This window comes from Commensalibacter melissae (assembly GCF_003691365.1).
Classification (GTDB): Bacteria; Pseudomonadota; Alphaproteobacteria; order Acetobacterales; family Acetobacteraceae; genus Commensalibacter; species Commensalibacter melissae.
Genome location: NZ_CP033087.1, coordinates 1,824,294 through 1,837,322, shown reverse-complemented (window position 1 = coordinate 1,837,322; position 13,029 = coordinate 1,824,294). Strand labels below are relative to the sequence as shown.

The window sequence follows — 13,029 nt, the reverse complement described above, 5'->3', positions numbered from 1 at the left end:
TCATTCTCTATGTAAAACGTTATCTGTAATAAAAGAGGAGATTTTTTTCGATTTGAAAGAGTCTTTTAATTGCTTTTCATTATATTGGGATTGAAGCCAATATAAAAATTTCACTTTTCCATGCGTTTGCTGAAGATATTGGGTAAAAAAAGCATCAAGAATTCCTGTTCTGGAATATTTAAAATGACCGTATTTCCATGAAAGCTGTCGCATTGCAGAATGAATATCGTAGTTTTCAAATAGAAGAATTAATGCGGAAACTAAACCTGCACGATCAGCTCCAGATTTACAGTGGATTAAAAGAGGGAATTCAATAGTTTTGTAAATATTTGCAAGATTTAGAATTCGATCAGTATGTGGTGCTCCACGGCTTTCAAAAGGGAGGTCGTAATGTTTTAAATTTAATTTATGACTGATATGGCGGGATAGCGCATCAGAACCACAATTTCTTTTCCCCCGTAAATTGATAATTGTTTTAAGATGATATTTTTTTGTTAAATTCAATAATCTGGTTGGAGTGGGATGGTTGCTGCGATACACTTTACCGGGAATAACCGTCTGAAAATTTGACCATAATAAACGAAAAATCGCATGATCAACAAATAGGCTGTTGAGCCATGCGATATGATAGTCCCGACGATTTGGAAAAGATGAGTCAAAAATATATTTCTTTTTCATGACTCATCTTTTAGCTTATTTAAAGTTTACGTTCAATTTGTAATCTTTTCAATTCAGCAATTGCATGAGCTGGATTAAGACCTTTTGGACATGTCTGTGTACAGTTCATAATAGTACGGCATGCATACAAACGCATTGAATCCTCTAATTCATCAAGGCGTTCGCCTTTATACTCATCACGGCTATCAGCAACCCAACGCATGGCAGCCAATAAAACGGATGGGCCTAAATATTGGTCCCCGTTCCACCAATATGAAGGGCAAGAGGTTGAACAGCAAAAACACAGGATACATTCATATAAACCATCCAGTTTTTTACGCTCCTCAATGGATTGTAACCGTTCTTTATCGGGGGGGGGAGGGGTATCAGCTTTAAGCCATGGATCAATTTCCCTTAATTGTGCATATGGACCATTAAGATCAGGTATCAAATCCTTAATGACGGGCATATGGGGGAGAGGATAAATTGCAATATCCCCCTCATATTCATTAATGTGTTTTGAACAGGCTAAGGTATTTAATCCGTTAATGTTCATGGCACAAGATCCGCAAACCCCTTCACGGCAAGAACGACGGAATGATAAAGTCGGATCAATTTCATTCTTAATATGAATTAACGCGTCTAAAACCATTGGGCCGATTTTGTCCAGATCCACCTCGTAAGTGTCGATAACTGGATTTTTGTTATCATCAGGGCTCCAACGATAGATTCTAAATTTCTTAATATTTTTTGCCTGTGAAGAGGCATAAAATACTTTTCCAATTCCAATTTTACTGTTTTTGGGTAGTCTTAATTCAACCATTAGTCATCACCTTCTCTGATTAATATACCCGTTTTTTAGGAGGGAAAACCTGAACTTCATCGGTTAAAGTTCTCATATGGACTGGGCGATAATCAAGTGAAACCTCTCCCTTGTCATTAAGATATGAAACAGTATGTTTCAACCAGTTTTTATCGTCACGTTCAGGATAATCATCATGGGCATGTGCGCCACGACTTTCATGACGTGCGGTTGCACTTACCATGGTTACGGTACCATTTGCCAATAGATTCTCGAATTCCAAGGCTTCCATTAAATCTGTATTCCAAATCAGGGATTGATCGGAAACAGAGATGTCCCCCAGACCAGACCAGATATCCTTAATCTTTTCAACGCCCGCTTCCATGTTTTTAGTGTTCCGGAAAACGGCTGCATGACGTTGCATGGTTCTTTGCAGGGTGTCACGCATTTGAGCCACACGGGTTCCACCTTTGGCAAATCTTAGTTTATCTAAACGGCCAAGTGCATTTTCCCCGGCATTTTTAGGGAATGGAGCAACAGGAGCGCCAGGTTTAAGAATATCTTTTGCACGTAAGGCAGCTGCACGACCAAATACAATCAAGTCAAGTAATGAATTCGTACCAAGGCGGTTTGCACCATGAACGGAAACACAGGCACATTCACCGATTGCCATTAATCCCGGAACGGTTGCATCTGGATTGTCTTTGGTAGGTCGAATAACTTCGGCCTGAAGATTTGTTGGGATACCACCCATATTATAATGGACAGTTGGTAATACAGGAACGGGTTCCTTGGTTACATCAATTCCGGAGAAAATGCGCGATGTTTCAACAATACTAGGTAAACGTTCGTGTAAAAGGTCTGCCCCCAGATGTTCAAGATGTAACATGATGTGATCTTTATTGGGACCACATCCGCGTCCTTCATTGATTTCCACAATCATGGCACGAGAGACAACGTCACGAGAAGCAAGGTCCTTTGCATGTGGCGCATAACGTTCCATGAAACGTTCACCTTCACTGTTTGTCAGATAGCCGCCTTCTCCGCGACATCCTTCTGTTAACAAACAGCCGGCTGGGAAAATACCGGTTGGATGGAATTGAACGAATTCCATATCCTGTGTTGGGATGCCAGCACGCATGACCATGGCATTTCCATCACCTGTACAAGTATGGGCAGAAGTACAGGATTGAAAAGCGCGTCCATATCCTCCTGTCGCCAGAACAACCAGATTTGCACGGAAACGGTGTATACTGCCATCCTCCAGACACCATGCCGTAACACCGCGACATGTGCCATTTTCATCCATGATAAGATCAATAGCAAAATATTCAACAAAGAATTCAACATTGTGTTTCAAGCATTGTTGATAAAGTGTATGCAATATAGCGTGACCAGTTCTGTCTGCCGCCGCACAAGCGCGTTGAACGGGTTCCTTTCCGAAGTCGCGCATGTGTCCACCAAATGGACGTTGATAGATTTTACCATCTTTATTCCTGGTAAAGGGAACTCCCATATGTTCCAGTTCATAAACGGCAGGAACCGCTTCACGGCATAAATATTCAATTGCGTCCTGATCACCAAGCCAGTCAGAGCCCTTTACGGTATCGTACATGTGCCATTGCCAGTGATCCTCTCCCATATTTCCAAGTGAAGCCGCAATTCCCCCCTGGGCTGCTGTTGTATGACTGCGGGTTGGAAATACTTTTGTGATACAGGCTGTATGAAAACCGGCCGCACCCATTCCCAATGTTGCCCGCAAGCCAGAACCGCCAGCCCCTATGACAATGACATCATAGGCATGATCCACGATACGATACGTATCTTTTAATGATAAAGTAGTATCAGTCATTACGATATATATCCTTTAAATGCTGAATTATTTACTGGCGGATGCAGTAAAAAATAATTTTAATATAGAAATTACGGATAGAATACCTAAAAATAAGGCCCCACCTTTAATACAGTAATTAAGAGCCAATCTTTTTCTTTCACGTGCGTAATCTGATGTAATGACTTCCAAGCCGAGTTGCATATGACGGAATGTTAGCAAGACAAGTGTGAGTAATAAAATTGTATTCGTAGGTTTTCCAGCCCATTTTACAACATCCTTATGATCTGCATCACCCAATCTTAGCATTTGGATAATAAACCAGATTGATAAAGGGGCACTGCCTGCCGCGGTTATGCGTTCGGTCCACCAATGTTCGAAAATATTGTGTCCTGTCCCTAATCCACGCATACGTCCAAGGTAAGATCGTAGAATGGTGGGGCGTTCTACAGAGGTATTCATTGGAGTTTCTCCTAATTGTTTATAGAAAATTATTTTGATATTTTTTAATCAATACGAAGGTTGTCTATTTTTTTCTTTTTTTGATTTTTTTACCAAGAATAATGGTCCATAAAGCTAAAGTTAAAGCAGCGACACCGATAACCTCTGATTTACTGTCTTGATTAATTTCAGGTTTTTCAAGACGTTTGCCACTTAAATCCCAAATAAAATGACGAATACCGCCAATAAAATGGAGAAAGAATGCTGATGAAAAACCAAATAAAATAATTTGTCCTAGAAAACTTCCTGTAAATTTTTGAGTTTTTTGAAAAGATTTTGGTCCTTTTGCGGCTGAAACCAGCCAAGCAACCATTAATGCACTTCCTGCGGAAAGTGCACCGCCTGTAATGCGGTTACTGATTGACAAGACCATTGATAAAATGGGTTTGTAAACTTGTAAATGGGGCGACATTGGTCGGTTTCGATATGATCCGTCACTTTTGTAACCTACATAAAAAGTTTTGCGTATATCCGACATTCTTGATTTCCTAATTAATCCTTATAACACGGCTGATACCGATTTAAGTTAATTGCACTTTATACCCCACTAAAAGATTGATCCAGTCAATTTTTGGACATTCAATTGATTGTGTATGAAGTATTCGGGGTCTTTGTTATTTGATGACTAAACAGTTTTTTGTTTTATTTCTAAAGTAACAATAAGAATATGATAATAACAATTTTCAGGATAATAAAATAAATATCAAATTAATTTGTATAAATTGGATTAATGGCTATAGAAACGTGAAATTGGTAATCATTAATTTATTTATGTTTTTAATTTCGATACCAACAAATCATATCAATTTTATGATCTGTTGGTTAAAAATTACCGTTTAGAAATTAGATTCATTTCTATTAATTTTTCGGCAATCTGTACTGTATTCAATGCTGCGCCCTTACGTAAATTGTCGGAAACGCACCATAGTCCTAAGCCATTTGGAACTGTTGGATCGATACGGAGTCGTGAAACATAGGAGGCATCTTCTCCTGCCGCCTCAATCTGGGTAATATAGCCGCCATCTTCCTGTTTATCGAATAGAATGACACCTTCAGCGTTGCGTAAGGCTTTTTGTGCCTTGGCAAGATCAACGGGGCGTTCACATTCAATGGTAATTGCCTCGCCATGTCCAATAAAAACAGGAACCCGAACACAGGTTGCAAAAACATTGATATCTGGATCAAGAATTTTTTTGGTTTCCACATTCATTTTCCATTCTTCTTTTGTCGATCCGTCTGGCATGAATTTATCAATATGAGGTATACAGTTAAAGGCAATTTGCTTGGTAAAATTGTTTATTGAAATGGAATCCCCAACCAATGATGATTTGGTTTGGATATATAATTCGTCCATTCCTTTTTTGCCTGCCCCGCCTGTGGCTTGATATGTCGAAACAACAATTCTTTTAATTTTGAACAGGTCGTGCAAAGGTTTTAAGGCAACAACCATCTGAATGGTTGAACAGTTTGGATTTGCAACAATATTCCGCTTGATTTTCTTTAAATCTTCCGGATTAACCTCTGGAACCACTAATGGAACATCAGGTTCCATACGGAAATGGGAAGTATTGTCAATCACGATACAGCCTGCCTTGGCTGCTTTGGGTGAATAGACGGATGATATGGATGCGCCAGGAGAGGATAAAGCGATATCCCATCCTTTAAAATCAAAGGTTTCAAGATTTTGGACTTTTAGAATTCTTTTGTCACCAAAGGATATTTCTTTTCCTGCCGAACGTGGAGAAGCCAAGGCAACAATTTCCTTAATTGGAAAATCACGTTCCGCCAGAATTTTCAAGATTTCTCTACCTACCGCCCCTGTTGCTCCAATAACGGCTATGCGATATCCCATAGTATATAATCCTTAGATAATAAAGTTTAATAAATTTTAAAGAAGTCTTTAGAAACCAGCCAAATATTTTAACTCTTTTATTATTTATGTAAATAAATTTTATCAAAATTGTTTGAAAATAAAGAAAATTATTAGGTAAAAAAAAGAAGCTATGTTCTTCTTAGAAATAATTTAAAAGGTCTTTATACTAATTGTTAATCAGGGTTTTTTTTATTTATGAGTCGTTTAAATGTGTTGTATGCACAAAAAGTAAAGAATGGTGAGCTTAAACCAGACAAGGCACAGGAACAAATTGCAGACCGACTGGATCATCTTTGTGTTGAATTGTCTGATTATGTGCCAGAACAGACTAACGTTGGCGGGCTTTTGAATTCATTTAAAAAATTATGGAAAAAGCCCATTGTAAAACCCAAGGGTATATATCTTGTAGGGCCTGTTGGTAGAGGTAAATCAATGTTGATGGATTTATTTTACAGTCAGGCCCCTGTTGAAAAAAAGATGAGAACACATTTTCATGTTTTCATGCAGGAAGTGCATAAGAAATTTCATGCGTTGGAAATACAGTATCCAAAGGGTGAAGACCCCATTCCAAAACTGGCTGAGGAAATTGTCGAAAAGACATGGTTGCTTTGTTTCGATGAATTTCAAGTCAATGATATAGCTGATGCAATGATATTGGGACGACTGTTTGAATATCTTTTTAAATTAGGAGTTATTATTGTTGCCACTTCGAATGTTCACATCAGGGATTTATTTCAAAACAGACCGGGAGCTGATGCTTTCAAGCCGTTTATTGTTTTATTATCACAAAATATGATTGAACTTGAATTATGTTCGGTACATGACTATCGATTGGGTCGCAAGGAAATTGAAACCAAATGGTTGATCGGCTGTAATCCGGAAAACCATGCTGTTCTAGATAAAGTATTCCTACAGGAATCAGGTGGCAAAGAGGGCGAAAAGACAATCTTAACCGTTATGGGACGTCAATTTATTATACCTTGCGCAGCAGGAAAGGTGGCCCGGTTTCAATTTGAACAATTATGTGATGCGGCACTGGGAGCTGGTGATTATTTGGTTTTGGCTCAAAAATATGAAGTATTGATTATTGATAACATACCGATATTTAACCCTGAAAATATGAATGTAATTGAACGGTTTACCACTTTGATTGATGTATTGTACGAACGGCATACAATTCTTTATGCATCTGCGGAGACGGATTGGGAGCATATTTATCCTGAGGAAAATAGGGCGGCTTTTTTTGAACGTACTGTTTCACGTTTGTATGAAATGCAAAGTCTAGATTGGACAAAATAGGCATTCGAGAGTAAAGGTTCTCTGACATTTGTTAAAGAAAAATTGAAGTGGCTTATAGGTGCACTTGTTATATTAATAGGTAAATTAAACTCTGAATAGTGAGTTTTTAGTAGAAATAATTAAGGGGAAATATTATGGCGATTGCTGATCAAATTGCCAGTGTATTCAGTGGATCGAATGCTGCGTATCTTGCGGAATTATATGCAAAGTGGAGGCAGGACGCTAATAGTGTTGACCCGTCATTTGCACAGATTTTTTCTGCGATGAATGATGATAAGACAGTTGTAATGGATGATGTAAGGGGACCTTCATGGGCCCCTCGCAAACCTGTAAAAATTGAATTGGAGCCCGATGACAAGCCCGCCTTGACGAAAGAGGGAAAAGTAACAGCCAAACAACTTTATCAGGCCGCGAATGACAGTCTGCGAGCCGTAGAGCTTATAAATGCATATCGAAGCTTTGGTCATTTTAATGCTGTATTGGATCCCTTGTCCATTCATAAGCCTACAGAGTGCAAGGAATTAAATCCTGAAACTTATGGATTTAAAAAAGAGGATTTGGATCGCCCAGTTTTTATGGGAGATGTTGCTAAGAATTTCCTTCCAGGTGAAATTCATACTCTTGGTGAAGTCATTCCTGTATTAAGGCGGATTTATTGCAGTTCAATTGCCTGGGAATATACATATCTGCAAAATAGTGAACAACAGCAATGGTTTCGTGAAAAGGTTGAAAGTCAGAAAAACCATGTTCTGAATGCGGATGATAAGAAAACAATCTTACAGGAACTTGCAGAGGCTGTAGGGTTTGAAACTTTTTGTCAAAAACGTTACGTTGGTGTAAAGCGGTTTGGATTGGATGGTGGGGAATCGCTTATTCCTGCCTTACGTACCCTTATTCGACATGCAGTAGCAAATTATGATATTCAATCTGTGGCGATGGGCATGGCACATCGTGGACGTTTAAATGTTTTAACCAATATCGTTGGCAAGTCCTTTCCTGCCTTATTTAGTGAATTTGCAGGTAAATCTTATAAATCTGACGATATTCCTGGTGTTGGAGATGTGAAATACCATCTTGGATATCGAAAACAGGTTCAAATGAATGGAAAGGATGTCGATCTTGTCCTGGAATTTAACCCGTCCCATCTTGAGGCGGCTGATCCTGTTGTAGAGGGAAGGGTTCGTGCCATGCAAGATGCTAATGGTCAGAAACATCTGGCTGTTTTAATGCATGGTGATGCTGCCTTTGCCGGACAGGGTGTGGTTTATGAAACTTTTGCCATGTCCAGACTTCCCGGATATAAAACAAACGGGACAATTCACGTTGTTACAAATAACCAGATTGGATTTACCACATCTACAGAATATGGACATTCGGGATATTATTGTACGGATGTCGCTAAAGTTGCTAAAGCTCCCGTCATTCATGTCAACGGGGATGATCCTGAGGCTGTTGTTTCAATCATGCGGCTTGCCGTTGATTATAGAGAACGTTTTGCAACGGATATCGTTGTTGATATTGTCTGTTATCGTCGATTTGGACATAATGAAACGGATGAACCGACATTTACCCAGCCAATCATGTATCAGGCTGTTCATAAACATAAGGATATTTATCAGCTTTATGCAGCGAAATTACAAGATGAAGGAGTGATTTCTGCTGTAGAAACGGAAAAATATTGGTCTGATTTCCAGAATTATTTACAAAAATCCTATGAAGAGGCTGATAATTATCATCCTGGAACTCCAGAATGGTTAAAAGGTGACTGGAAAAAAATGCAATGGCGTGGAAAAAATCGTAAAGATTTTTCCACTGCAGTTTCAATTGATGATTTAAAGCGGATTGGTAAAGCGATTAGCTCATACCAAACAGGGTTTAATTGCCATCCGAAATTGGTTCGTCAACTTGAAGCTAAGGCCAAAATGTTTGAAACAGGAAAAGGGTTTGACTGGGCGACTGGTGAAGCCTTGGCCTTTGGTAGCCTTTTATTGGAGGGTCATCCGGTTCGTCTTTCCGGCGAAGACTGTCAACGGGGTACATTCAGTCATCGTAATGCAATGCTGTTTGATCAGAAGACGCAGCAACCTTATATTCCTTTAAATCATATTGCCACTGATCAAGCGAAATTGGACATCTATAATTCATTGCTGTCTGAATTTGCGGTTCTGGGATTTGAATACGGTTATTCTTGTGAAAATGCAAATGCCTTGGTCTTGTGGGAGGCGCAATTCGGTGATTTTGCCAATGGCGCACAGATTATCATTGACCAGTTTGTTTCGGCTGCTGAAAGTAAATGGCTCCAGCAATCGGGGTTGGTGCTTTTATTGCCACATGCCCAGGAAGGACAAGGGGCTGAACATTCATCTGCCCGACTTGAACGTTACTTGCAGCTATGTGCAGAGGAAAATATGCAGGTTTGTAATTTTACAACTCCCGCAAACTATTTTCATGCCTTGCGTCGGCAGTTGAAACGGAATTATCGTCAACCGTTGGTTGTCATGTCCCCGAAATCTTTATTAAGACATCCTCTTGCACAATCAACATTGGCAGAATTTGCGGATAAAACAGAATTTTTACAAGTTATTGATGAAATAGATGCCTCTGTAAATCGTCAAAAAGTCAAACGAGTTGTATTCTGTTCAGGTAAGGTTTATTACGATTTGTTGATAGCTCGTCGTGAAGCCAAGAAAAATGATGTGGCTTTGGTTCGTGTCGAACAATTATATCCATTCCCAATCGATATTGTTAAGAAATTGATACAATCATATTCTGGGGCACAGGAATTTGTATGGTGCCAGGAAGAACCTCAGAACATGGGGGCATGGCAGTTTATTTCTGGTAAGATTGAAGCGATTGTGCAAACAGTTAAAAAGAGTCCAATCAAAATTGAATATGCCGGGCGTACGGCTCAGGCAAGTCCTGCAGCAGGGTTGATGTCTGTTTATAAGGCAGGTCAGGAACAATTGGTTAAACAAGCCTTGAATTTATAAGAACTATATTGAGAAATAATAAGATTTAATTAGGAAAAACAAATATGTCCATTGAAATTAAAGTACCGCAATTAGGCGAAAGTATCAGTACGGCCACAGTTGCCAGGTGGTTAAAAAAACCTGGTGAGGTTGTGAATATGGATGAAGCGATTGTAGAGCTTGAAACAGATAAGGTAAGTGTAGAGGTTCCTTCGCCTAAAACAGGTGTGATGGGTGCACAGCTGGTACAAGAAGGGCAGGAGGTCAGTGTTGGGACCTTATTGACTGTATTGGAGGATGGGGCTTCGGTTATTGAATCGGCTCAATCCAAAAGTGTGTCTGTACAGGATGCTAAACAGGAAGAACCCTTGGTTTCAGTGGCTGCTGGTAATAAGCCAGCTTCAATGCCGGCTGCCCGTAAAATGATGGAAGAAAAAAATATTACGGTTGATCAGGTGGCTGGTACGGGACGGGGTGGCCGGATTACACGGGATGATGTGGTACAATTTCTGGATCAAAAAGAAAATCCGGCCAAGGCATCTGGTCCTGTTGTACCCCGTCAGGATGATCCTCGTGAAGAGCGTGTCAAAATGACCCGGTTACGTCGTACGGTTGCACGTCGCCTTAAAGAAGCACAGGAAACAGCGGCAATGTTGACGACCTTTAATGAGGTTGACATGTCTGCCGTCATAAATATGCGGACCCTGTATAAGGAAGCCTTCAATAAGAAACATGAAGGTAGCCGTTTGGGATTTATGTCTTTTTTTGTAAAGGCAACTGTATCTGCCCTTCAGGAATATCCTGCAATCAATGCACAAATTGATGGTGAAGATATTATCTATCGTCATTTTGTGAATATGGGAATTGCGGTTGGTGGCCCAAATGGGCTGGTTGTTCCCGTGCTCAAAGATGCGGATCAAATGAGTTTTGCTCAGATTGAGGGGCAGATCATTGATTTTGCAAAACGTGCACGCAGTAATACGTTGAAATTAGCTGACCTTTCAGGGGGTACCTTCTCGATTACAAATGGAGGAATTTACGGCTCTCTGATGTCCACCCCAATTTTAAATATGCCGCAATCAGGAATTCTGGGGATGCACGCGATCAAAGAGCGTCCAGTTGCAGTCAATGGACAGGTTGTTATCCGTCCAATGATGTATCTTGCTCTTTCTTATGACCATCGTATCGTGGATGGTAAGGAAGCGGTCAGTTTCTTGGTGCATATCAAGGAACGTATTGAAAATCCAGAACGCTTGTTGTTGGATGTTTAAGGGGTCGTGTGAAATTTATTATAAAGGATAGGAAAGGTAAAAAACATGACCATAAATATTGTCGTACCTGTTTTGGGGGAAAGTATAACATCTGCTGTTGTTTCAAAATGGTTGAAACAGCCAGGCGATCAAGTTGCTGCGGATGAGGCGATTGTTGAGCTTGAAACGGATAAAGTAAATGTTGAAGTGCCGGCCCCTTCTGCGGGAATTGTCGGCAAACATGTTGTCGAAGCGGGCAGCGAGGTTTCAGTAGGTGCATTATTGGTGACATTGGAACCATTGGGAAAAGGAGAAACAGTCACAAGAAATGATACAAGAGTGTCATCTGTTTCGGGCTCAAATCCTGAGCAAAAACCAGTTGACGCTTCCGCGCCAGCAAGTGAATATGATTATGATGTTCTTGTAATTGGTGCGGGACCAGGAGGATATGTTGCCGCTATTCGTGCCGCACAACTGGGCATGAAAGTCGCATGTGTAGAAAAACGCAAAACATTGGGTGGAACATGCTTGAATGTTGGCTGCATCCCTTCAAAAGCTTTATTATATGCTTCCGAGCAATATGAAGCTGCCCGGCATCAATTTGAAAAATTGGGGGTTGTTGTTAAGAATGTCTCAGTTGATCTGAAAAAAATGCAGGAGCACAAACAGTCAGTCGTTGAGGCGAATGTTAATGGGATCGAGTTCTTATTCAAAAAGAATAAGGTAACGCGTATTGAGGGCGAGGCAACCATTGTTGCCGCAGGAAAAGTTTCCGTTAATGGGCAAGAGATTAGCGCGCGTTCCATTATCATTGCAACTGGCAGTGAGACGGCAGGATTGCCGGGAATTGAAATTGATGAAAAACAGGTTGTAAGTTCAACAGGAGCCTTGGCTCTTTCTGAAATACCTCGTCATATGGTCGTTATTGGTGGTGGTGTGATCGGGGTTGAACTTGGAAGTGTTTGGAAACGTTTAGGTGCCAGGGTTACTGTGGTTGAATACTTTGATCGGTTGGTGCCTGGTTTTGATCAGGAAATTTCATCTACATTAGCCCGTCTTTTGATCAAGCAAGGTTTTGAACTGAAACTGTCTCATAAAGTTAGTAAAATTGACAAGATGAATGGACAGCTTGAGATCGCAATTGAAGCCGCTCAAGGAGGGAATCAGGAAACTCTTGAGGCAGATGTGGTCTTGATGGCAGTTGGTCGCCGTCCTGTAACTGCAGGTCTGGGACTAGATAAAATTGGTGTGGAATTGGATGAAAGGGGAAGAATTAAAACAGACGCTCAATTCCAAACCAATATTCCGGGTATTTACGCGATTGGAGACGTGATAGCTGGTCCAATGTTGGCGCATAAAGCAGAAGAGGATGGTGTGGCAGCCATAGAATTTATTGCAGGTAAAAAGCCGCATGTTGATTACAACCTTGTTCCAGGTGTTGTTTATACAGAACCTGAGGTTGCCATGGTTGGTAAAACAGAAGAAGTATTGAAAAAAGAAAATGTAGCCTATACGGTTGGCAAATTTCCATTCAGCGCTAATGGTCGTGCCCGTGCAATGGGTAAAACAGACGGTTTTGTAAAAATTCTGGCCGATAAGCATACCAACAGAATTTTGGGTGTTCATATGATTGGTCCAAATTGCAGTGAAATGATTGCAGAAGTCGTATTGGCAATGGCTTTTGGTGCTTCTGCCGAAGATATTGCCTTGACTTGTCATGCGCATCCTACCTTGTCCGAAGCGGTTAAAGAGGCGGCCTTGGCAACACAGAACCAGGCAATCCATATGTAAACTAAATTATTCTGTTTTTATTTGTAAAATATTATATATAATTAATGAATAATTGT

General features: G+C 40.3%; 10 protein-coding genes. 4 read left to right on the top strand and 6 right to left on the bottom strand.

Features of this window, described 5'->3' with window-relative positions:
• From D9V35_RS08335 to D9V35_RS08310, 6 genes are all read right to left on the bottom strand, one after another.
• Positions 1 to 663 carry a tyrosine-protein phosphatase gene (locus D9V35_RS08335; protein WP_408869342.1) on the bottom strand — a complete coding sequence of 221 codons (663 nt, stop codon included), beginning with the start codon at positions 661 to 663 and terminating at the stop codon, positions 1 to 3.
• 34 nt (positions 664 to 697) lie between these two features.
• Positions 698 to 1,480 (bottom strand): succinate dehydrogenase iron-sulfur subunit, encoded by a 783-nt coding sequence (locus tag D9V35_RS08330; RefSeq protein WP_110439083.1) that lies wholly within the window; start codon positions 1,478 to 1,480, stop codon positions 698 to 700.
• A gap of 19 nt (positions 1,481 to 1,499) precedes the next feature.
• Positions 1,500 to 3,311: a succinate dehydrogenase flavoprotein subunit gene (sdhA, locus tag D9V35_RS08325; protein ID WP_122124100.1), complete on the bottom strand. Its 1,812-nt coding sequence runs from the start codon at positions 3,309 to 3,311 to the stop codon at positions 1,500 to 1,502.
• Positions 3,312 to 3,338: 27 nt separating this feature from the next.
• The gene (gene sdhD / locus D9V35_RS08320) at positions 3,339 to 3,752 is read right to left on the bottom strand and encodes a succinate dehydrogenase, hydrophobic membrane anchor protein (protein ID WP_230873110.1); all 414 of its coding nucleotides are present in this window, start codon (positions 3,750 to 3,752) and stop codon (positions 3,339 to 3,341) included.
• 64 nt (positions 3,753 to 3,816) lie between these two features.
• Positions 3,817 to 4,269 (bottom strand): succinate dehydrogenase, cytochrome b556 subunit, encoded by a 453-nt coding sequence (sdhC, locus tag D9V35_RS08315; RefSeq protein ID WP_230873109.1) that lies wholly within the window; start codon positions 4,267 to 4,269, stop codon positions 3,817 to 3,819.
• A 351-nt stretch (positions 4,270 to 4,620) separates the two neighbouring features.
• A complete protein-coding gene (locus D9V35_RS08310; RefSeq protein WP_110439081.1) occupies positions 4,621 to 5,643 on the bottom strand; it encodes an aspartate-semialdehyde dehydrogenase in 1,023 nt (340 codons plus the stop codon).
• A gap of 216 nt (positions 5,644 to 5,859) precedes the next feature.
• Here D9V35_RS08310 and zapE point away from each other — a divergent pair, with 216 nt between their 5' ends.
• The 4 genes from zapE to lpdA all read left to right on the top strand — a co-directional run bounded on the left by zapE (position 5,860) and on the right by lpdA (position 12,973).
• Positions 5,860 to 6,963 carry a cell division protein ZapE gene (zapE, locus tag D9V35_RS08305; RefSeq protein WP_122124099.1) on the top strand — a complete coding sequence of 368 codons (1,104 nt, stop codon included), beginning with the start codon at positions 5,860 to 5,862 and terminating at the stop codon, positions 6,961 to 6,963.
• A gap of 134 nt (positions 6,964 to 7,097) precedes the next feature.
• The gene (locus tag D9V35_RS08300) at positions 7,098 to 9,953 is read left to right on the top strand and encodes a 2-oxoglutarate dehydrogenase E1 component (RefSeq protein WP_122124098.1); all 2,856 of its coding nucleotides are present in this window, start codon (positions 7,098 to 7,100) and stop codon (positions 9,951 to 9,953) included.
• A 44-nt stretch (positions 9,954 to 9,997) separates the two neighbouring features.
• The gene (gene odhB / locus D9V35_RS08295) at positions 9,998 to 11,203 is read left to right on the top strand and encodes a 2-oxoglutarate dehydrogenase complex dihydrolipoyllysine-residue succinyltransferase (RefSeq protein WP_122124097.1); all 1,206 of its coding nucleotides are present in this window, start codon (positions 9,998 to 10,000) and stop codon (positions 11,201 to 11,203) included.
• Between the two features lie 45 nt (positions 11,204 to 11,248).
• On the top strand, positions 11,249 to 12,973 hold the full coding sequence (lpdA, locus tag D9V35_RS08290; RefSeq protein WP_122124096.1) for a dihydrolipoyl dehydrogenase: 1,725 nt from the start codon (positions 11,249 to 11,251) through the stop codon (positions 12,971 to 12,973).
• Positions 12,974 to 13,029: the final 56 nt, after the last annotated feature.

What these genes read in the sequence shown, in the direction of transcription:
- D9V35_RS08330 (WP_110439083.1), bottom strand. Translation starts at nt 1,480, where the DNA reads ATGGTTGAATTAAGACTACCCAAAAACAGTAAAATTGGAATTGGAAAA.
- sdhA (WP_122124100.1), bottom strand. Translation starts at nt 3,311, where the DNA reads ATGACTGATACTACTTTATCATTAAAAGATACGTATCGTATCGTGGAT.
- sdhD (WP_230873110.1), bottom strand. Translation starts at nt 3,752, where the DNA reads ATGAATACCTCTGTAGAACGCCCCACCATTCTACGATCTTACCTTGGA.
- sdhC (WP_230873109.1), bottom strand. Translation starts at nt 4,269, where the DNA reads ATGTCGGATATACGCAAAACTTTTTATGTAGGTTACAAAAGTGACGGA.
- D9V35_RS08310 (WP_110439081.1), bottom strand. Translation starts at nt 5,643, where the DNA reads ATGGGATATCGCATAGCCGTTATTGGAGCAACAGGGGCGGTAGGTAGA.
- zapE (WP_122124099.1), top strand. Translation starts at nt 5,860, where the DNA reads ATGAGTCGTTTAAATGTGTTGTATGCACAAAAAGTAAAGAATGGTGAG.
- D9V35_RS08300 (WP_122124098.1), top strand. Translation starts at nt 7,098, where the DNA reads ATGGCGATTGCTGATCAAATTGCCAGTGTATTCAGTGGATCGAATGCT.
- odhB (WP_122124097.1), top strand. Translation starts at nt 9,998, where the DNA reads ATGTCCATTGAAATTAAAGTACCGCAATTAGGCGAAAGTATCAGTACG.
- lpdA (WP_122124096.1), top strand. Translation starts at nt 11,249, where the DNA reads ATGACCATAAATATTGTCGTACCTGTTTTGGGGGAAAGTATAACATCT.